The organism is Protofrankia sp. Cj5 (assembly GCF_917627405.1).
Taxonomy (GTDB): domain Bacteria; phylum Actinomycetota; class Actinomycetes; order Frankiales; family Frankiaceae; genus Protofrankia.
Genome location: NZ_CAKJTO010000003.1, coordinates 50,727 through 71,003, shown reverse-complemented (window position 1 = coordinate 71,003; position 20,277 = coordinate 50,727). Strand labels below are relative to the sequence as shown.

The following is a 20,277-nucleotide window of genomic DNA, read 5'->3' as shown; positions in this document are numbered from 1 at the left end:
GAACTCCGTGAGGTCGGCCCGGTCGCGCTTGACCTGCAGTTCGCTTGAACCTCTAACCTTCCCTCGACGGCCGGCGCCGCATGCCGGTAGCAACCCTGCGCCACCGAGAGGTAACCCATGAGCGGAGGTACTCCATGAGCATGGAAGTCACCGCGTGGATGTCGATGCACAAGGCGATGACCGCGCAGGACGAACGGCGCCCCTTCTCCAAGGCGACCCTGCGGCGGATCGGCGGTTTCGCCCGGCCGCGCCGCCGGCAGCTGACCTGGTTTCTGCTGCTCGGCGTCGTGACGGCGGTCCTGGCGGTCGCGACACCGGTACTCGCCGGCCGGGTCGTCGACGCGATCGTGCGCGGCGCGGCCGTCCACGTCGTGGTCGGGCTCGCGGTGCTCATCGCCGTCATCGCGGTGGCCGAGGCCGGCCTCGGGCTGGTGTCCAGGTGGCTGTCGGCAACTATCGGCGAGGGCCTGATCCTTGACCTGCGCACCGCCGTGTTCGACCACGTGCAGCGGATGCCCATCGCATTCTTCACCCGCACCCGTACCGGCGCGCTGGTCAGCCGGTTGAACAACGACGTCATCGGCGCGCAACGGGCCTTCAGTAACACGCTCTCCGGCGTGGTCAGCAACATCGTCGCACTCCTGCTCACCCTCGCCGTGATGATCAGAATTTCCTGGCAGATCACCGTGCTCGCGCTGCTGTTGCTGCCGCTGTTCGTCGTGCCCGCACGGCGGATGGGCAGCCGGCTGGCCCGGCTCGAACGCGAGGCGGCCAACCACAACGCGGTGATGAGCACGCAGATGACCGAGCGTTTCTCCGCGCCCGGCGCGACGCTGGTGAAACTGTTCGGCCGGCCCGCCCACGAGTCCGCCGCGTTCGCCGTACGGGCGCGGCGCGTCCGCGACATCGGGGTCCGCTCGGCGATGGTGCAGTGGGTGTTCATCACCGCGCTGACCCTGGTCTCGGCGCTGGCGCTTGCCCTCGTCTACGGGCTCGGCGGTTTCTACGCGCTGCGTGGGCAGCTGGAACCCGGCGCGGTCGTCGCGCTCGCGCTGTTGCTCACCCGTCTCTACGCCCCGCTGACCTCGCTGGCCAGCGCCCGGGTGGAAGTCATGAGCGCTCTGGTAAGCTTCGAACGGGTGTTCGAGGTTCTGGACCTCGAACCACTGATCGCCGACCGCGCGGACGCGCGGCACGTGCCAGCGGGAGGGGTGTCAGTGGAATTCGACGACGTCAGTTTCAGCTACCCGCCCGCGGACAAGGTCTCGCTCGCATCGCTGGAGGAGGTCGCTGTCCTCGACACCCGTGGCGGCGTCGAGATTCTGCACGGCGTCTCGTTCCGGGTCGAACCCGGGCAGCTGGTAGCGCTGGTGGGCTCGTCAGGCGCCGGAAAGTCCACGATCGCACAGCTGACGGCCCGGCTCTACGACGTCGACACCGGCGCAGTGCGCCTGGCCGGGATCGACGTCCGCGACCTGACCGCCGGATCCATCCGCGCGACACTCGGGATGGTCACACAGGACGGGCACCTGTTCCACGAGTCGATCCGTGCGAACCTGCTGCTTGCACTGCCCGAGGCGACCGAGGACGAGCTGTGGGACGCGCTGCGCCGAGCCAGGCTTGCCGACCTCGTCGAGAGCCTGCCCGACGGGTTGGACACCGTCGTCGGCGAACGCGGGTATCGCCTCTCCGGCGGTGAACGCCAACGCCTGACCATCGCCCGGCTCCTGCTGGCACGGCCGCGAGTAGTGATCCTCGACGAGGCCACCGCGCACCTGGACTCCACCTCGGAGGCCGTGGTACAGGCGGCCCTGGCCGAGGCACTCACCGGACGGACCGCGATAGTGATCGCGCACCGGCTGTCCACCATCCGCTCCGCCGACCTCATCCTTGTCATCGAGGACGGACGGGTCGTAGAGCGTGGCACCCATACCGACCTGCTCAGCGCCGGCGGACGTTACGGGGAGCTGTACCGGACGCAGTTCGACCAGCCGACCGTGGCCGCCACCACCATGGCCACAATGGCCGCGGCTGGATGAGGGCAACGACCGATCGAGGACCACGGCCGATCGAGGACCACGGCCGGTTCAGGAAAAGCGACGACGAGGTGGCCACCGCCGCGGTCGACGCCGGCCTGCGCCCGCGGCTGGACAAACTCCCGCGGGGCATCGAGACGATGGTCGGGGCCCGCGGCTATCAGCTCTCCGGCGGGGAACGCCAACGGCTCGCCCTTGCCCGGGTTCTGCTCGCCGACCCGCCCGTGCCCGTCCTGGACAAGGCCACGTCACGGCTGGACTCGCTGACCGAGAACGTGTGGTGCAGGAGGCACTGTCCCGGCTGGGCACCGGACGCACCCGGGTGGTGATCGCGCACCGGTTGTCGACGATCGTAGACGCCGACGCCATCCACGTCCTGGACGCGGGCACGGTTGTCGAACGGGGCACGCACGGCGAGCTGCTGGCGGCAGGGGGCGCCTACGCCCGCCTCCCCCATGTCCCGCCAGGAACCGTGTCCACATAGGGACAGCCGGGACGGGGGGTACGCCGGCCCTGACGGGGCTTGCAACCCGGACGCGACCCCGCAGCTCGCGGGGCCGTGCGACCGCCGGCCGGCAGCTCGTAACGACGGAGTGTCAGCTACCGGCTGTCCCGCCGGCCGACGTCGCTGATGGTCAGCTCCGCCAGGGCGCTCCCGTCTGCTGGGCGTGGCAGAACAGCTCGCGGAGGAGAGGCTGCGGCTGGAATCCGCCGTGACCTTTCAGCCGACGGTCACGGACCGAACAGCGCCAGCGGGACTACGACGACATCATCCCGTCGACGGTAGGCATGCTCCCCCGCGTAGATGACGAGGGCGCCGATCAGATCTTCGCCGATGCGGTCCCGTAGCCAGTTCAGATGCCTGACGTCGGAATCCTCGACCCGGTCCGCCAGCTTGACCTCGACCGCCAGCACACGGCCGTCCGAGCGCTCGACTATCAGATCGACCTCATGGTCGTTGTTCTGGGTACGCAGGTGACCTACCCGGGCCTCGGCGGCCTCGGCGTAGGTATGGAGGCTGAGCGCGGCGAGATGCTCGAACAGTGCCCCGAGGATCGTCCCCGCCGACAGGACGGTGCTGCCCTGCTCGGCCCGTAGCAGCGCGGAGTCGTCGAGTCCGAGCAGCCGCGCGGCCAGTGCGGGGTCCGCCAGGTGGTGCTTGGCGGACCGGCTGAGCCGGTCGAGATGGTTCCGGCTGGGAATCCACGGCGGGACCGCGTCGAGCAACCACAGTGACGACAGGGCGTCACGATAGGCAAGAGTGGTCTCCTTGGCTGGCTTGTTACCCAGGCCGGGAGTCGCCGCATCCAGAATTTTCGAGTAGGCCGTCGTCGTCGACGTGGCGGCGGCATAGGCCGCGAGCCAGGCGCGCAGCACCGTCGGGCGCCGGATCGGGTAACCCTGCTCGGGGAACTCACGTTGAACGACATTGTCCAGGTACGCATCGAGTTCGGCTCGACGCACCCGCGGCGGCAGGTCGCGGATAGCGGGAAAGCCCGATGCCGTGATTTCCTCGACGTAATCCGTCAACCGCACGGCGGTCGCACCCCCGACGTCGCCGTTTCCGTCGAGGAGCGCGGCGAGGCTCACAGTCGGCTCGTCGACGTCCCGCTCGGCCATGCTCAGCGGGCGCATCCGCAACGGCACGATCCGCCCGGCGCCCGAGTGGACCACCGCCCCTCGCGGCGCGGAGCTGCCCGCGATGATGAAGTGACCGGCCGGCGAGCCGGCGTCGACCGCGCGCCGCACGTGGTCCCACACCTCGGGAAGGCGCTGCCACTCATCGACCAGGACCGGCCCTGGCAGCCGGGTCAGGATGGTCGGATCGGCGGCCACGATCTCACGCTGGCCAGGAAGGCTGAGATCGATGATCGACCCGGCGCGCCGCATCGCGGTCGCGGTCTTGCCCACCGCCTTCGGCCCGTGGATCGACAGAGCGCGAAGATGCGGCTGAAGTGCGTCCAGCATGCCGTCAAGGACACGACGCCGGTAGTCGACCACATCTCTACTCTACCAATGGCAGATATTCTAGTCTTCCGATAGCATGATCGCAGGTCTGCCGATCCGACCTCGCGGACAGCCCCGCGGCGGAGGGTGGCGGGGGGTACAACGCGGCGCCGCGGACCACAACCGGCGCTACGTGTCAGATGGGTGCGGACCGTGGGCGCGCAGTTCTTTGAGCTGCGTGGTCGCTGGTCGACTGTCCGCGACGCCGGTCGCGCCCCGGTAGCTGACGTTGGTCAGGGTCTCCCCGCGGCGAGTGAGTGCCAGCGCGGTGAGCTGCGCACCCGTGAGCCCGGCGATGTTCAGCGTGGACAACCAGTCCCTGGTCTCCTCATCAAGGAGCGCGGGGTTGGGAATCGTCACGGTGAACGCCGCGATGTCGTCCTCGAAGACCGGTGACTCCATGCCCGCCTCGGCGAGCGCTGCACGGATGCGCGCGATGCCGGTGCCTCGGTTCTCGCACACTGTCCGGTCTGGATCGAGCGGGGTGTCCTCCAGGATCTTGAGCAGGACAGAATGGCGCGATGAGGGTGGCACTGTGCCGAGTCCGAGTTCTCGTAGGCTCACCGGCCCGAAGAGCCCGCCCGGGTTCCGGATCCGCAACCGGTCAGGGTAGAGTTCGACCTGAATCTGGACACCCTGAGCTGACGGCGAGTAGTCGCGATGCACCAGACTGTTCACCAATGTCTCTCGAAGCACCTCCTCGGGATACTCCCAATCATCGGCACGAAACATTCCGGTGATAATTCCGCGCTGTTTCATGTGCCGTTTCAGGATTCCGATGACATCGCACACGATCACAGGTACCGGACCGTCTACAGAACGGTTGTCCAGGAACCGCTCCCCACGCGGCCCCGACCGGGCCGGATCGAGCCGGATCGGGCGTCGGGAAGACCACCACCGTGGCGTTCAGTTGCGGGAAGTACTACTGCGGATAAACCCCGAATGCAGTATGCCGGCGAGCGTGGGCCGCGGACCGTCGGCGGTCTCTCGGAGCACGTTCAGAAGGCGCAGGACCTCCGCTAATATCCGATTCATGCTAAGCCCGCGGGTTCGTCAGCGATCGCGGGCATGTATTGTTTCGCCGTCGTTGCCAATCCATAAAAAGCGGGGGAGACATGTTCCGACGATTATTGCCGCTACGCCACCCCGGGGTCTCGGCGGAACGTCGATCGGTAGAATGCCCACCGGGCGGGCGTTCGAAAGAGCGCCGACCGCTCGCGTTGCGGCGCTTGCCCGTCGTCGTTATCGCGGCGTTGGCCGTCGCGGTGGGAGTGGGCGCGCGCGGTCCGAGCGCGTACGCCTCGGACAACTCGACCAGCCTCGTCAACGGACGGTTCGAGCTACCGCGGGACGCATCCGCCGCCGCGCCGCAGGCATGGACATCCGGCGCCTTCCAACCTACGACCACATTTTCCTGGTCCAGCTCGGTGGCCCGCAGTGGACACCGGAGTGTCAGCATTTCCTCGCCGCAGCCCAACGACGCGTGGTGGTCGCAGACCGTTGCCGTGCAGCCGCACACGCTGTACCGGATAACGGGATGGATCAAGACAGTAGGCGTCGCGCACTCGACCAACCCGGTCGACGCGGGAGCCAGCCTCGGCTTCCTGGGCACCTGGGACCGCTCACCCGGCGTATTCGGCACGTCCGACTGGACGAAGGTCTGGGTGAGCGTCAACTCCGCAGACAGCCACGAGCTGACCGTTGCGGCCCGGCTCGGCTACTGGTCCGGCACGACCACGGGCACGGCCTGGTACGACGACATCAAACTGGAGCGGCTTGAGCCGGGCTCCTCGGCGCCCCGATGGAAGATCCTGGCCCTCATCTATCCGAACCTGGACTTCTCCTTCCCCGCGTCCGACGGCACCACGCACCACGTGGTCGCGCAGCTGACCCAGGACCAGCGAGACCGAGCGGCGCGCGCGACCCACGATTTTATCAAGACCGACCTTCCCGCCCTCGCCAGCGGCACCATGACGCCGAGCCTGACGGTTCGCTTCCCGACACGGCCCCTCAGCGCACTCGACCGCAGCGGCGACGGATGGTGGCCGTCGCCGGGCAACACCGCTGCCGATCAGGACCCGTCGTTCGACTCGGTCATCGTGATCTGGCCTGCCACCGGGACGAATACCGCCACCGGCCAGCCGGAATGGATCGGCAGCGCGGCCGGGCTCACGCCCCCCATGGGAACCGGGCAGACCTACAGCACGTTGATTCTCGACGCCGCCATCAACTATGGTCACCGCAACGTGTTCAAGCACGAGTTCGGCCACTCAATCCTGGACTACTTTGAGGCACTCGGGGTGGCGCCGACACCGACCGTCAACAACCACGCCACTGCCGGGCAGTACGTACACTGCGGGACGGCAACCCCGTACGTGTGGGCCGACGAGACGCTAGCTAACCCGATACCCAACTCGATTTTCAACAACACGTCCGGGTTCACCCACGACTACTACTCCGGCACCACCGCGGAGGCGGCTGATCCCAACCATTGCCTGGGTATCACCCGGACGGCCTGGCGCTACGGCGGTCCTCACGAGCTCAGGGGCATCCAGCCGTAGCTCTGGTCCGTCGTAGCGGGCGCCGTGGTCGCGCCGATGCTCCGGCGCCAACGACAAGCTGACCAGTGCCCGGACCGGGGCCTCGGCGCGAGGGCTGCTCTTCTTGCAAACTCTCCATCACGGCCTTCTGATGGTCACGGTGTCTTTGGCGAGAAACCACGATCAGCAGGAGGCCGTTCCTCGTCGGGTTGGGTCGCCCGGGGGGAATCTCACCCCCAGGCTCCCGCAGAACGGAAGGGAACGTGACGTAGGGTAGACGGCGTCAGCGTCGATCCCGTGCTTCGCTAGGGCGCTCGGCGAGCGAGACTGGGAGGCCCTCGTCGAGCTTGACCTTCACGGCGCGGTGCGCAGCGGCACGAGGTCCTCCCGCGCCAGACGCGCGCCGTAGGCCGCTGCCACGCGGATTCCCGGCACGCTCAACGCCGGGTACTCCGCGAGGATCTCCCCGTCGGACATACCGTCAGCAAGGCAGTCGAGGACGACGCTCACCGGCACCCGTGTCCCCCGGATACACGCCTGCCCGTGGCCGATCATCGGGTCAGCCACCACCAGCGACAGAAGATCCTCCGCCATGCCTCCCAGCATGCTCGCCGACCGACGCGCCAGCCCACCATTACGTGATCGATCCGGGCCGTATGCCGGTGACAGCCACACTGACAGGCAAGCCGGCAGACGACCACGAACGTCGGCGGACGCACGCCCACTGATCCTCGGACGCGGCGAACGTCCACGAACGTCAGTAGATGATCCAGATCAAACTAAGTGGTCGCCGCCGGAAGTTGTTCGGGGGGGCCGGATGACAGACGGATGCATCGTGAGGCGGAGAAGGCCCAGGTAGCGGTGTTCTACCTGGGCCGACGACAACGAGGCGAGGCGCCGTCTGACGCCGGCAGACCCTGGACGAACTTCCGGCGGCGACCACTAAGGATCAGAAGGTTGGGACATGATCGCGGTCATCCAGGTCGCTGCGAGCGCGGGGTAGACGCGGCGTCGCCCGACTACCGGGCCGCGTCTGAACTGCATTTCCCGGACATACAGCTCGCCGGTTCGGCGCGGACGACCTGGGGCAGAGCCCCGTCCAGTCCCGTGGCAGGCTGGACCTCATGCAGATCGGCGCCGTCTACCCGCAGATCGAGCTCGGAGGAGATCCGGGCGCCGTTCGGCGGATTGGGAGAGCGGTCGAGGACCTGGGCTTTGCGCACCTCCTCGCCTATGACCATGTGCTCGGTGCCGTGCACGCTGACCGAACGCCTCGGCTGCCGGGGCCATACACCGAGCAGGACCCGTTCCACGACCCGTTCGTGATGTTCGCCTACCTGGCCGGCATCACCGAGCGCGTCAGTTTCGCCACCGGGATCCTGATCCTTCCGCAGCGTCAGACAGCGCTCGTGGCACGGCAAGCAGCCGATGTTGATCTCCTTTCCGGCGGCCGGCTACGCCTCGGCGTGGGAGTCGGCTGGAACCACGTCGAGTATGAGGCCCTCGGCCAGGACTTCCGCACCCGCGGGGCCCGGCAGGAGGAGCAGATCGAGCTGCTTCGCCGGTTGTTCACCGAGCCTGTCGTCGACTTCTCCGGCCGTTTCGACCGAATTGACAGAGCCGCCCTCGTGCCGAAGCCGGTGCGGCCCATCCCGATCTGGCTTGGTGGATCTGGTGAAGTGGCCTTCGAGCGGGCTGCCCGACTCGCGGATGGCTTCATCTTCTTCGGTGGCGGTGGCGTCGACCACGCCGTCGATGCCTGGACACGGCTGCGTGATCGCGTGCGCGGCCTGGGCAGGTCGGTCGAGGACTTCGGCGCTGACTACGTGGCGGTTCCGCGGGGCGGCATCGGCGACCTCACGGCGCAGATCGATGCCTGGCGCGAGGCAGGTGGTACCCATGTCTCGGTGGCGACGATGGGCCGCAACCTGGACTCCGTCGACGGCCACATCGACTACCTCGCCTCGGTCGCAGACGCACTCGGCTTGTCGTGACCGGTGCCGCACCGGCGCCACGTGCCAGCGAGGGCATCACCGCTCCACCACCACGGTCTCAACGCGCTCGGCATCCCGTGGGGGCCGCCGAGCAAGAAGGGGTACGGCGAAGTCAAGCCGGCAACCATCTTCAACGGCGGAGACCCGACCGGACTGGTGACAGATACGGCCTGGCTGTCGTGGGGAGGCGGGACTGCGACCGGGATCAGGCGTCTCCGAATACATTGTGCTCCAGGCCAGATCACGGCCGACGGCAAGGAGGCCGGGGCCGCCGTCGTCGCCTTCGACCTGGGGATACGCGACGGGAAACGTATGCACCAGAAGATCGAGTGGTTTTTTTCCTGAATACGGCCAGCGGTTCGACCCGAACAGTTACATCAACATCCGCACCGGGGAATACCACAACAGGTGATACCGCTGACATTTCAGCGGTATCGGCCGCGCGGATCGTCGGCTCACTCAACCCCATCGTCTCCGACATGTCCCGGTTGCCTGCGGCGAACTGTTCGCTCCGCGCGGCCGCGGTGCATCCGCAGACGGGATAAATCTCGGTTACCCAAATCAGTCATTCCTCAATAAGCATACATTGTGAGCGGTCAAACCCTCGACTGAGCCGCCATGCACCCCGGCCGAGATAATCTGGGCCCCGGGCGGAGCGAGTGAGTCTCTGGATGGGGTGTTATGGAGAAGCTGCAGTCAGATTCGGCCGTTCTTCCTGTTGGTGTAGAGCGAACGCGTAGGTCTTTTGTCGCGAGCGGCATCGCGGCTGTCGCCCTGAGCGGGCCGCTAGGGTCGTGGGGGCCTCGAGGCTCCGTATTCGCGGCCAGGGAAGCGCGTAACGTCGATGGAGCCTGGAGAACGCTGGCGCGCAGTATTTCAGGGCCTGTGCTGCGTCCAGGTGATCCAGGCTTTGCCGAGCTGGCGCTGCCCTACAACCTGCGGGCGGCGTCGGTCCTGCCGGCCGGAATCGCGCGCTGCCTGAATGCCCCTGATGTGGCTGAGGCGATCAAATGGTCCCGCAGGTACGGCTTTCCGCTGGTCGCACGGTCGGGCGGTCATTCATCGGCAGATTTCTCAGTGACCCGCGGCCTGATGATCGACACCAAGCTTATGAATCAGGCGCAATTTGACAGGCGTACAGGTGTTGCTAGGATCGGCGGCGGCTGCCTGAATGCTGACGTATATCGTGCTCTGCGCCAGAATGATGCCACCATCACGCACGGGCGTTGTCCGACAGTCGGCGCCGCCGGGTTTCTGCTGGGCGGAGGGATCGGATTTAACATACGGCGGCTGGGCGTTGCCGTCGACTCATTGGTCGCCAGCCAGATTGTTACTGCCGATGGTGAGATAGTGCCGGTTAGCGAGGACGAGAACGGCGATCTTTTCTGGGCGTGTCGGGGTGGGGGTGGTGGCAACTTCGGTATTAATACCTCGTTCTCCGTGCAGACCTCTCCCGCGCCCGCCTCCGTCACGGCCTCTCGCTTGATCTGGGACGCGAAGGCGGACACTGTGCTGCCGGCCCTGCTCGCCGCGTTGGAAGACTCGCCGACCAGTCTTGGCAGCTGGACCACCGTGACTGGGGTCACGCCGAAGGAACTAGCCGCGGGACAGGACGTATCGGTGGTCTTCGAGGGACAGCTCGTCGGCCCGCCCACAGAGTTGGCCAAGATCCTCGCCCCGGTTTACACCGTGGCGCAACCGGCACAGTCGACGATCGAGGAGCTGGGCTACTGGGACGCGCAAGAGAACTTCTTCTCTGACACCCCGAAACCAACCGAGTTCCAGAACCGCTCCCTCTACTTCTTCGGACCTGTCCGTCCCGAAGCGATCGAAACGGCCCTTTACTGGCTGCGGCGATGGCCGGGGACATCAATCTACGCGAACCTGTCATTTTTGCAGACCGGCGGCCGGGCCAGCACGGTTCCCGCCGACGCCACCGCATTCGTCCATCGCGACAACAACTGGTTCATGTTGTGGTACCTGAAGTGGAGCGGCAGCGATTCTGTCGACAGCGTCGAGGCCAACCTCGCATGGCTCGGCGACTTCTACGACGCGATATCACCCTACGCCATCCCGCAGGCATATCAGAACTTTCTCGACCCCTCATTGACGGACTTTCTTCAGCAGTACTACGCGACCAACCTTCGACGACTCGAGAAGATAAAGGCGGCGGTCGATCCACATCGCGTCTTCAATTTTCCGCAAGCGATCCCACCAGCCAGCGGGAGGGACATCGGAAGGATGCGCCCGGCCGGGCCCGACTGGCGAGACGGCCCGGAAGACATCCCCCGCGAGGACATCGTGACGACCGCGGACGAGCCGGCCGCGTCCTGATCGCGGGAGGGGCTCCGGCGCCGGCTCGGGTGGGATAGGGGCGTCGGCGGGTCGGTCGCCTTGCCGGCTGGCCAAGGGGAGTTCGGTGAACGTTTCCGCGAGTCAACGACCCTGACCGCTCCGGCCACCCGGGCCATTCGGCCGCTCCGGCCGCCGCGCCCGACCAACGCCGTCGCCGAGGATCCGACCGACGAGTACCGCCCGTTCGTCTACCCGGTCATCCTCGGCAGCGGCACCCCATATCCTCCCGCCGCTCGCCGAACCCCTCGACCTGCGGCTGACCGAGTCCCGGACCCTGAGCTCCCGGGTCGTCTACCTTCGCTACCAGCGCATACGCTGAGTTCGGCGCCACCACCCGAGGTAGGAACGGACATAACATGTGGCGGTAGACGCCATGCTCTATGCCGTGGACTTCGACACCGTGTCGACCGTCGGCCTGGAGTCGTCACCGGCCGCGACCGTACTCGCTGGTCTGCGGGCGAACGAGGCCCGCTACTTCAAGAACAAGTATGGCCACCTCTTCACGGTCGAGCCCGTGAGCAGCGCCGGGCCGACCATCGACTGGGTGAGCCGGATCATCACAGAAGAACGCGGCATCGTCATCTCCGCTCGCCCGCTCGAGGCGACCGCATTCCAGGTCGAGAACATTCGGATGGCATATGTCTTCTACGAGAACGGCCTGTCGATCAATGTGATGTACACCGTCGACAACCTCGGGAAACGAGCGGTCGGGTTCAAGCTCTCCGACGGAGATGGAAATCCCGCAGAACTCGCCTCGTTCAAGTTCGCCCGGCAGAAGTCGAAGCTGGCCGGAACCATACGCGGCTCCTACTTCGTCATCACAAACGAGTGCTGACCCCCGCCAGTGCTTCTGCCGGTCAGCCATCTCCCGCCGGTCGGGTCCACAGACCACGAGACACCCCGAATCCGGTACGCGACGGCTCGCCGTGCGCCGCCGGCCGCACATAGCCGTCGCCCCTGGTGACCGCCGTAGTGGTCTCCAAGTAGCACCAACATCAGCCGTTGCACCGAAAAGTTGGCACTCCCACCGTAGGGGTCACGCTCAGGTGACTGTGCCGAGACAACGGCTCGGCGATCGTCAGCTGGCGGCGGCAATGATCAGGTCGGCCGTCTCCACCGGATGGCTGATCATGGCTACGTGGGAGCTGGCCACCTCGATCGTGTGTGCACCGGCGCGCGTCGCCATCACTCGCTCGGCCTCCGGTGGGATCGTTGCGTCGTTCGCCGCCACGAGATACCAGCTCGGAATCGTGCGCCACCCCGGCGTCCCCGACGGCGTCGACAGGCACGACGCGGCGAAGCCGCGCTGGCTCGACGCCATGACCACCGCCCGCCCCGCGTCAACATCGGCGCAGAACAGCTCGTGGAAGTACGCCGGATCGATATACACGTCGGCGTCGCCCTCGGGAGCGCCCGGGTAGGGCCGGAGCACCAGATGCTTGGCCAGATCGCTGCTCCCGTCACCCAGCGCGAGCGCGGCAGCCAGCGCCTCGCCCTCCTCCGGCGCGAAGGCGGCAACGTAGACCAAGGCCTTGACGTTGGCGTTCCCCGTACTGGCGTTGGTGATCACACTGCCACCGTAGGAATGCCCGACCAACACGACCGGGCCGTCAATAGTGGAGACGAACGCGCGGATGTACTCACCGTCGCTGATCACACCGCGCAACGGATTGGCCGGAGCGTAACAGGTGAAGCCGAGGGCCTGAAGCCTCGCGACCACATCGCCCCAACCGGACGCATCGGCGAACGCCCCGTGGATCAGAACAATGGCGGGCTTGTCGGTAGGCATCGCGTAGAACCACTCCTCCATGACGGTCTGGACGGGAGAACAGCCCGGCAGTCGGGCCGATCAGGTTTTGTGGACGGCGCGTGGACCACGGCCGGCAGCGCCGGGACGCCGTCCGAAACCGGGCGTCGGCCGCGGACACCACGGACCCATCGACCCGCCCCTTGCGAAGAGGATGCCGCGCGATCTCCGCGCCGGCTATACGAGGATGTGCGTAGCTGGGATGCGTCCAAGCCGCCGCGATACAGATCGTGCGATCACCGTCACACGCCGAACTCAACCGGCTGCCGGGCTTGACTATCTCGACATTCTCGACATTTTCGCTGCTGGACAACCCGCATGCGTTCTGGCCAACTGTCCGCGGAGAACGGGCGGCTGTGCTCCACGCTCGTCTCACCGGCCGTTTCCAGCTCCGCGGGCGTAGCGGCGGCATCTGGTCGCACGTGCTCGACGAAAGCGTCTGGACTGGGCTGATTACCTGGACACCGTCCGAGGCCGCCGCCCATTTGCTGGTGCGCAGCTTCGCTACCAGTGTCGTCGACCTCACACCGCGGATAATAGACGAGGCCGCCGACGACGGCTGGCTGACCTCGGAAGAGCACTCAGTGGCGCGGGAACACTTCGAAGGCTCGTTCGCCCAGATTCTGCTCCTGCCGCGGCGGGCCGGTTCGGAGCCGCACTATGCCGGAGCCGCACGCACCAACCGCGAGTGACGAATTATCCGCTCAATGCCTGGCCTTCCGGATCTTGTTCCCGAATGCGGACGAGAACGCCGTCGGCCGTGCGTTCGTAGGTACGGCCAACGTTCTTATCGAGCTTCTGCTCGACCTCGGTGTCGAGATCGATGCCGTTCATTTCGGCGAGTGCCATGAGGTAGATAGCGATGTCCGCGAGTTCTTCGCCGAAGTCAGGAAGTCGTTTACGCCAGGCGGTGAACGCTTCACCGACCTCGGCGGTGAGCAGTCCAAACTCCAATGCCGTGTCGGTAGTGTTGAATCCCTTGTTAATCTTGTTGACCCAGGCGCGTTTCTGGGCCTCTCGGATCTCCAAGGTCTCCTCCGCGGGTCGGTGACGGACACAGGCAGGCTATCCGTCACCGACCGGGCCTGGGCCGTCGGCCGCACCCTCCGGTAGCGGTCCGCACACAGATGTTTTTACGTTGATATTTAGGTGGATAACTGATGTGTTGTTGGCGAGCCGAGTGAAGACCTCTCGTAGGCGTCAAGGACGGCCTCGATCGTCGCGGCCGGGGGTGCTCTACGGCGTCGCGGGCGAGGAGCCGACTGTGCACGGCGTCGGACCGCTTTCGGCGTCACCTGCTCATCAGGGTGCTCTCGGCAGGGATGTCGACCCAAACGAAGTTGGGTAAGAGCGCCCGACAATAGGAGTGTGGATCAAGGAGCGAGGCTGGGGTGCGTGCCCCAGCCCCGCGACGCCGCGTCCCCTATTGCCGGTCGCTCTAAACGCTGGGTCTGAAAACTTTCCGATCGCCACCCTGCGCAGGCGATCTAGCGAATCCCTGGCAGTGGCCGCGAGATCGAGGGCTTGGTCCGCTTCGCTCTCGCGGCCGCCCGCGACTTTGATGGCTCCCGCCCGTTGGTGGCGGCGAGCGGTACCTACGAGGTGTGTGGATGTGGACCGGGTAGCCCTGACTGCCCAGCGGTAGATCGTTTCGCAACGGCCAGCCGGTCACGCACGGGCGCCCATTGCTTGCCCGACGCGGCTCGACCGTCCCGTCCGTTGCCGTTTCAGCAGGTCAGGATGGGTCAGGCGTCCCATCGTCCCAGCGTCGGGTCGATCTCTTGCCGGTGGTTCGGGCGTATACCTACAGTCTGCATGCGCCGCCGTGGAGAACAACGCAGAACGCCACGCATGATCTACACACCTCGAAACAAGGGCGCGCGACGCGTAGCCATGGCAATCCACAATCACGAGGGGATGCCCATGAAGCGTACACGGAAGTTGTTCGCCACCTTTATAACGGCATTGTTACTGGCCGGACTGGGAGTTGTGTTCACGTCGAGCCCCGCGCTGGCGAACGGGTGCACGATTCCTCCGTGCGGGGAGGTGATCAATCATTCGGGACAAACAATCCAAATCCGCTGGTACGTCGACGGGCAGGGCTGGCATCAGGAATCACTCGCGAATGGGGAAGCATGCGGAGGCTATTACCATGACGGTGCCGATGTTGACCAGTTCTATGTACCGCTGGGCTGCGTGGGCAAGGTCTCGGTAAACGACAATGGAGTGAATTACTTCCCCGGGAACTGGGATAAGCTCGGTGATTTCCAGACGGTAACCGTGAATGGCTTTTCCTGCGGCGACGGCTATGTGTACGCCTGGAACAACATCTGGAACGACGACAATTATGCCACCGCCGTATGTCGATGGTACAACGACGACAGTACATGGGGTGACGACTGCGGGAACTTCCGGAACAGGGCCGGGGCGGTCCAGAACAACAGCGCGCATGGAAACAGCATCAATTTCTACTTTCACACAAACTACACCGGCGCCTGGGGATGCCTTGGCGCCGGCAGTGTATGGCGGGATCTGCGGTACAACTACTTCAGCTGGGGGCCCGGCCTGGATGGGTACGGCAAGGCCTTGAGAAATGAGATCGCGTCATCCAAGTGGGTCCACTCCTGCGGCAATTGATCCACCGCGCGGAGGATAATCCATGGTCCTGCGGACCGGTGGTCGATACGTGTCACTGGTGACACGTATCGACCACGGATTCCTTCAAGGCATCGAACACACCGGCGTCCCGCCACTGCCGGAACCGGTTGTGTGCTGTCGGCCAGGCAGCGAACTCTTATGCGCCATGTCTGCGATCAGGAGACGGCAGCAGGTCGAGCCATCGATCCCATCCCATTGGTGGGGAGCGCCGATAACCCCCGCGGTGACGCAGCCCCCGCCGTCCGGCCTGGCACCCGGTCCCGTCGCTGACATGCCAGCGACGGGACCGCTACACCCGCGAACAGACTGTCATCGGTTCTTTGGAGAACGCCACCAGAAAGACTCAGAGCGGCAGTCATCGAAAGCCGCTCGATGCGGTCACGTCCACTGCACGCCTGCAAACTTGACGCCTGCCGTTTCGGCTAGGACAGTGGGCCTTGATAAGAAACAGGCCAACTGGCTGACCCGGCATCGGTGGAGGGTCCGGGCGTAGCTACCAGCGACGCTATTATAGGGGCTGACTCACGGTGGGATGAACGACGCTGGCGAATAATCGCGGCCGCCAGCAGAACAAGGCCCAGTGCGCCAAGAACGATCGGCACAATGACCTCAACCATGGTCAGTTGCCGGGCAACAGCCGCGGACTTACGTGCCAGCTCCTCCTGACTGTGCGGTGTCACGGTGAGGTCGACGGCCAGCACCGGAAGGAGGCTGACCACCTGGCCGTCGATGGAGACACCGGCGAGGATCTTCTCATTCGCCGTTTCCTTCACGGCGAGGCCGGTCACGGTGTCGATCCATACATGCAGATCCTTGGTCACGGTGTAGTGCATCGGTATGGCATTGGGCAGGGCCGCATTCGCCGCAAGCAGTTTTGTCTGTACGTCGGCGGGCAACAACGACACCAGCGGGGCCAGCTTGTCCTTCGGCAACACGGCGGGCAGCGTGTGGCTCAGCTCGGCGTCCTGGACGGGCCCGGTCGACACCGCATGGTAGATGCCGACGCTGCGGCCGAAGTACTTGCCGTCGGCGCCCTCATAGGTCACCGGGACGGTCTGTCGTGCCACGGAATCGTAGAACTGATAAGAGTTGTCCGCCTTCGGATGTATCGGGAAGCCCACGGTGAGGCCGGACGCGGGCTCAACCTCAACGGACACGCCGGCCGGCGGCGTAGTGGCCTCGAGGGTGCTGCGGTCGACGGCATACACCTGGCTGGCCGGCAGGACGGTCGGCCCCGCGTGCAGGGTGGAATCATCATGAATGATGGCGACGTCACCGCTGGTGCTGACAACCCGGACCTGCCGTTCCATGGTGAGCGGCACATCCTTCTGCAACACGTGGGCCATGTCGCCGGAAGCGAGGGCCTTCGTGTTGAGCAGGGTTCCCGTCCCCGCGAAGTCGAACGATATGTTCGTGTCCCCGGGCAGCCTCGTCAGGATGGGCACGACCGCGAAGCGCTCGATAAGCGCCAGCGCGACCAGGAGCAACCCAGCCGTTCCCAGCAGGATGGATGAGCGTCGTAACGCCATCGGGGAATCTCCCATCGGTTCGGACCCGCAAGCCGTCCAACCTGCTTCACGGGTGGTTCTGTCGAGTCACGTAACGGCGTTTGCACCGGCAACGAGTCGCCAGCCTCGCACCTGCGCAGGTGAAGCCCCGCCGATGCAACGGCCAACCGGGCGCCCATGGTTCACAGCAGTCTGGAGCATGCACATCCATTCCGCCGCGTCCTCGGGACGGCATCGGCTGTTGTAGTGAGCACGTAGAAGGGGGATGGTACATGCCACCGACCCGACAGGCCTGCCGACAGTTCCAGGTTGCCTGCGGCACCTTCAGGCGCCCGAAGCGAGCGATTCCAGCCAGGACCCGGCGGTCCTCGACGGATCGGGATGGCGGATTCCGCCCCGGTGCCCGCGCCTTGCGATCGCGGTATCGGGACAGGCGATCGCGGTATCGGGACGGGTCCATCAGCGTCGGGTATCGATGAATACGCAGGTAGCGGGCTTGTATACGGCATAGACATTGATGGGCGTCCCGGCGCGGATCGTCGAAGCCCGCGGATCAGCCGCCGGCTACCCCGCGGGGTAGCCGGCTCACGGCCGAGAACCATACGCCAGGTAGCGCCCGGCAGGCGCTGACACGCGCTTGAATGTGAGGACAGGAAGAAGGGAGCTCACGTGGCAGATCCGATCATCGGTACCAGCACCGAGCTGGACCCGGGCATCCGCGCAAGCCCAGAGACCCATTCGATCACCGACATCGCGGCGGCCATTTCCGCGGTCTCCCGCACCGGCCCCGGCGAGGATGTCGTCACTGTCCTGAACCACAGCCGGGGCGAGCTGGCCACACGCATGGGCATCACGATCATCGAAGCCACTCCGGACCGGATCGTCGCGACGATGCCGGTCGAGGGCAACCGACAGCCCTACGGGTTGCTCCACGGGGGCGCGTCCGTGGTGCTCGCCGAGACGGTTGGCTCACTCGCCGCGGCAATCTCACCTGCCGCGGCCGGCCGGGCGGCCGTGGGGATCGAAATCAACGCGACTCACCACCGAGCCGCGCGGTCGGGCACGGTGACGGCGACAGCCACCGCGATCCAGGTCGGCGCGACGCTCAGCACCTACGACATCCGGATCATCGATGACTCCGGTCGCCCTGTGTGTACGTCACGACTAACCTGCCTGTTTCGCGACGCTCCGCCCGGAGCCAGGCGGCAAACCGTGTAGCCAAGCCGGCGGACGGCTGTTACGGACGGCTGCTACGGACGGCTGCTGCCGACGCCGGTGAGCGGACACCGGTGGGACCAGCCGGATGCAAGGACTCCGATACGTCAGGCCCGCGTCCCCGGAAGAGCGGCATTGCCGCATCCCGCGGACTCACCTCGACAACGACACAAGCCACCGAGGGGTACCTGCCCACCCGCCCGAGGACGAAAGGTGCCACTCGAACCGCATTCGCCCAGGCCACGGCGGCTACAGAACAGGAACAAGCGTACCGGATGACCACCGCGCCGCCAGGACGGTCAGCTCCCACCGACACCTACAGCACGCGAACCCGGCGAATACCATAATGCCGTTCAAGCTGGCCCGGGTAACAAACACCGACAATAAATCTTCTGATTGGCCACTGGCACCGCCCGCATATTCTGCTCTCCGGTTGTCCCGCGGGGGCAGCTGGATTCGGATGATCGTCGGAGGATCGGAGGAACTGTGCGACGACGACAGGTGGTCCACGCGGCTCTCGCGGCGAGCGCGACCGCGGTGATCGGGCTGGGGATGGCCCCGGGCGTGCTTGCCAACCCGCCACAACACGGCAGGCACGGCCCAATTCTCGGTCGGTATAAACACCTCGTAGTGATCTACGAGGAGAATCACAGCTTCGACAATCTCTATGGGCGATGGGGCACGGTTGACGGCCAGCGGGTCGACGGCCTGAGGGATGCGGACAGGTCACACACGGCCCAGGTCACGCAGGACGGCAAACGCTACACTTGTCTACCGCAGAACGACGTGAATCTGACGTCGCCCAGTCCGTTGCCCACGACCTGCGTGGACGCGGCGAACGGGGTCCCCGCAAGCTATTTCCGCAACAAACCGTTCACCATCGACAGCTACATTCCGGCGAATGCCAGCACCTGCCCGGCGCCCGGGACCGCCGCGACCAACGGTGTCCTCGCGAACAGCGCGGGCAGCGAGCCCGGTGGGTGCACCCGTGACCTGGCGCACCGTTTCTACCAGGAGCAGTATCAGATCGACGGCGGCAGGCAGGACCGTTACGTCACGGGCAGTGACGCTGTAGGCTTGACCATGGGCGTCTACAACACCAGGTCGTTGCCGATCTACAAATATCTGCACGGCGCCGAGGCCCCGCACTACGTAGTCGCCGACCACTTCTTCCAAGCCGCGTTCGGTGGTTCCTTCCTGAATCACCAGTTCCTGGTCGCGGCGCAGGCCCCGATCGACACGAGCGCCGGAGCCGGCGGCCCAGACGCGAACCTGCACTCGGTTGTGGACACCAACGGGTTCCCGACCACCTATCCGCTGTACAAGCCAACCACCACAGTGGTGCAGGACGCGCAGCTGACCCAGGCCTGCGGCCCAACCGCCAATCCCACGGTGGCCTGCGGCGACTACGCGATCAACACCATCCAGCCCACCAACACCCCGCACAGTTCCAGCACCATCAGGCTTCCGCTGATCGACGACGCCAAGTATCCGAACATCGGAGACCGGCTGAGCGCTGCCGGCGTTTCCTGGAACTGGTACTCCGGTGGCTGGGACGACGCGGAGGCGGGCCACGCCGGTCCGCTCTTCCAGTACCACCACCAGCCGCTCAACTACTTCGCCGCGTACGCACCGGGACAGCCGGGCCGGGCCCACCTACAGGACGAAACAAAATTCATTGCGGCTGCGACGAAAGGTACGTTGCCGACCGTCAGCTTTGTCAAGCCCTACGGCGCGGAGAACGAGCATCCTGGCTACGCCAGTGAGCCGGACGGTAGCGACCACCTCGTCGACCTGCTCAAGACGATCGAAAACGGGCCCGCGGGCAAGGACACACTCGTTATAGTCACCTATGACGAGTTCGGCGGTCAGTGGGACCATGTCTCCCCACCCGGCAAGGGCAGCCCCACCCAGGGGGTCTATGACCAGTTCGGACCGGGAACTCGCGTTCCGGCACTGGTGATAAGCAGCTCCCTGCCGCACTCCGGCGTCGACCACACCGTCTACGACACGACGTCCATCCTGGCAACTATCGAACGCAGTCTGGGGCTCAAGCCGCTGACCAGCCGTGACGCACATGTCGCGGACCTGTCCGGGGCGCTGCGCACCGCTGGCGCGCAGCCGGGCCGGCGCAGCTAAGAGCGACCGGCAATAGGG

The 20,277-nt window shown here is 65.8% G+C and carries 18 protein-coding genes; 12 read left to right on the top strand and 6 right to left on the bottom strand.

Features of this window, described 5'->3' with window-relative positions; genetic code table 11:
• The first annotated feature begins 134 nt into the window (after window positions 1–134).
• Genes MJ777_RS01750 through MJ777_RS22950 form a run of 3 tightly spaced genes read left to right on the top strand, consistent with a single transcriptional unit; the run spans window position 135 to window position 2,520 of the window.
• The gene (locus tag MJ777_RS01750) at window positions 135–2,039 is read left to right on the top strand and encodes an ABC transporter ATP-binding protein (protein WP_239372664.1); all 1,905 of its coding nucleotides are present in this window, start codon (window positions 135–137) and stop codon (window positions 2,037–2,039) included.
• Entirely contained in the window at window positions 2,036–2,365 is a 330-nt protein-coding gene (locus MJ777_RS22955) for an ATP-binding cassette domain-containing protein (protein ID WP_370652620.1), read from the top strand. Before MJ777_RS01750 ends, MJ777_RS22955 begins: the two co-directional genes overlap by 4 nt.
• Window positions 2,359–2,520 (top strand): hypothetical protein, encoded by a 162-nt coding sequence (locus tag MJ777_RS22950; RefSeq protein WP_370652619.1) that lies wholly within the window; start codon window positions 2,359–2,361, stop codon window positions 2,518–2,520. Before MJ777_RS22955 ends, MJ777_RS22950 begins: the two co-directional genes overlap by 7 nt.
• Before the next feature lie 248 nt (window positions 2,521–2,768).
• Here the strand turns inward: MJ777_RS22950 and MJ777_RS01740 are convergent, their stop codons facing one another.
• Window positions 2,769–4,037, bottom strand: coding sequence for an ATP-binding protein (locus MJ777_RS01740; RefSeq protein ID WP_239372653.1), 1,269 nt, complete (start codon window positions 4,035–4,037; stop codon window positions 2,769–2,771).
• Window positions 4,038–4,172: 135 nt separating this feature from the next.
• Window positions 4,173–4,721, bottom strand: coding sequence for an ATP-binding protein (locus MJ777_RS01735; RefSeq protein ID WP_239372651.1), 549 nt, complete (start codon window positions 4,719–4,721; stop codon window positions 4,173–4,175).
• A gap of 551 nt (window positions 4,722–5,272) precedes the next feature.
• Here MJ777_RS01735 and MJ777_RS01730 point away from each other — a divergent pair.
• Window positions 5,273–6,604 (top strand): hypothetical protein, encoded by a 1,332-nt coding sequence (locus MJ777_RS01730; RefSeq protein WP_239372649.1) that lies wholly within the window; start codon window positions 5,273–5,275, stop codon window positions 6,602–6,604.
• A gap of 333 nt (window positions 6,605–6,937) precedes the next feature.
• Here MJ777_RS01730 and MJ777_RS01725 read toward each other — a convergent pair whose 3' ends face one another.
• A complete protein-coding gene (locus MJ777_RS01725) occupies window positions 6,938–7,177 on the bottom strand; it encodes a DUF433 domain-containing protein (RefSeq protein WP_239313747.1) in 240 nt (79 codons plus the stop codon).
• Window positions 7,178–7,707: 530 nt separating this feature from the next.
• Between MJ777_RS01725 and MJ777_RS01720 the strand changes: the two genes are divergently transcribed.
• The 4 genes from MJ777_RS01720 (at window position 7,708) to MJ777_RS01705 (ending at window position 11,767) form a co-directional block, all read left to right on the top strand.
• Window positions 7,708–8,577, top strand: a complete 870-nt coding sequence (locus tag MJ777_RS01720; protein WP_239372647.1) for an LLM class F420-dependent oxidoreductase — start codon at window positions 7,708–7,710, stop codon at window positions 8,575–8,577.
• Window positions 8,578–8,598: 21 nt separating this feature from the next.
• Entirely contained in the window at window positions 8,599–8,922 is a 324-nt protein-coding gene (locus tag MJ777_RS01715) for a hypothetical protein (protein ID WP_239372645.1), read from the top strand.
• 336 nt (window positions 8,923–9,258) lie between these two features.
• Entirely contained in the window at window positions 9,259–10,911 is a 1,653-nt protein-coding gene (locus tag MJ777_RS01710) for an FAD-binding oxidoreductase (protein ID WP_239372643.1), read from the top strand.
• A 394-nt stretch (window positions 10,912–11,305) separates the two neighbouring features.
• A complete protein-coding gene (locus tag MJ777_RS01705) occupies window positions 11,306–11,767 on the top strand; it encodes a phage tail protein (protein ID WP_370652622.1) in 462 nt (153 codons plus the stop codon).
• A gap of 243 nt (window positions 11,768–12,010) precedes the next feature.
• Here MJ777_RS01705 and MJ777_RS01700 read toward each other — a convergent pair whose 3' ends face one another.
• The gene (locus MJ777_RS01700; protein ID WP_239372639.1) at window positions 12,011–12,721 is read right to left on the bottom strand and encodes an alpha/beta hydrolase; all 711 of its coding nucleotides are present in this window, start codon (window positions 12,719–12,721) and stop codon (window positions 12,011–12,013) included.
• 290 nt (window positions 12,722–13,011) lie between these two features.
• Here MJ777_RS01700 and MJ777_RS01695 point away from each other — a divergent pair, with 290 nt between their 5' ends.
• Window positions 13,012–13,431, top strand: coding sequence for a hypothetical protein (locus MJ777_RS01695; protein ID WP_239372637.1), 420 nt, complete (start codon window positions 13,012–13,014; stop codon window positions 13,429–13,431).
• 4 nt (window positions 13,432–13,435) lie between these two features.
• Here the strand turns inward: MJ777_RS01695 and MJ777_RS01690 are convergent, their stop codons facing one another.
• Window positions 13,436–13,768: a MazG-like family protein gene (locus MJ777_RS01690; protein WP_239372625.1), complete on the bottom strand. Its 333-nt coding sequence runs from the start codon at window positions 13,766–13,768 to the stop codon at window positions 13,436–13,438.
• A gap of 822 nt (window positions 13,769–14,590) precedes the next feature.
• Here MJ777_RS01690 and MJ777_RS01685 point away from each other — a divergent pair.
• Window positions 14,591–15,376 carry a peptidase inhibitor family I36 protein gene (locus MJ777_RS01685; RefSeq protein ID WP_239372623.1) on the top strand — a complete coding sequence of 262 codons (786 nt, stop codon included), beginning with the start codon at window positions 14,591–14,593 and terminating at the stop codon, window positions 15,374–15,376.
• Between the two features lie 443 nt (window positions 15,377–15,819).
• Here MJ777_RS01685 and MJ777_RS01680 read toward each other — a convergent pair whose 3' ends face one another.
• Complete coding sequence (locus MJ777_RS01680) at window positions 15,820–16,926, bottom strand: porin PorA family protein (RefSeq protein ID WP_239346444.1); 1,107 nt, start codon at window positions 16,924–16,926, stop codon at window positions 15,820–15,822.
• A 741-nt stretch (window positions 16,927–17,667) separates the two neighbouring features.
• On the opposite strand from MJ777_RS01680, the gene MJ777_RS01675 reads away from it, so the two are divergent.
• Together MJ777_RS01675 and MJ777_RS01670 are read left to right on the top strand one after the other, a co-directional pair.
• On the top strand, window positions 17,668–18,123 hold the full coding sequence (locus tag MJ777_RS01675; RefSeq protein WP_370651771.1) for a hotdog fold thioesterase: 456 nt from the start codon (window positions 17,668–17,670) through the stop codon (window positions 18,121–18,123).
• A 483-nt stretch (window positions 18,124–18,606) separates the two neighbouring features.
• On the top strand, window positions 18,607–20,259 hold the full coding sequence (locus MJ777_RS01670) for an alkaline phosphatase family protein (protein WP_239372621.1): 1,653 nt from the start codon (window positions 18,607–18,609) through the stop codon (window positions 20,257–20,259).
• The last annotated feature ends 18 nt before the right edge of the window (window positions 20,260–20,277 follow it).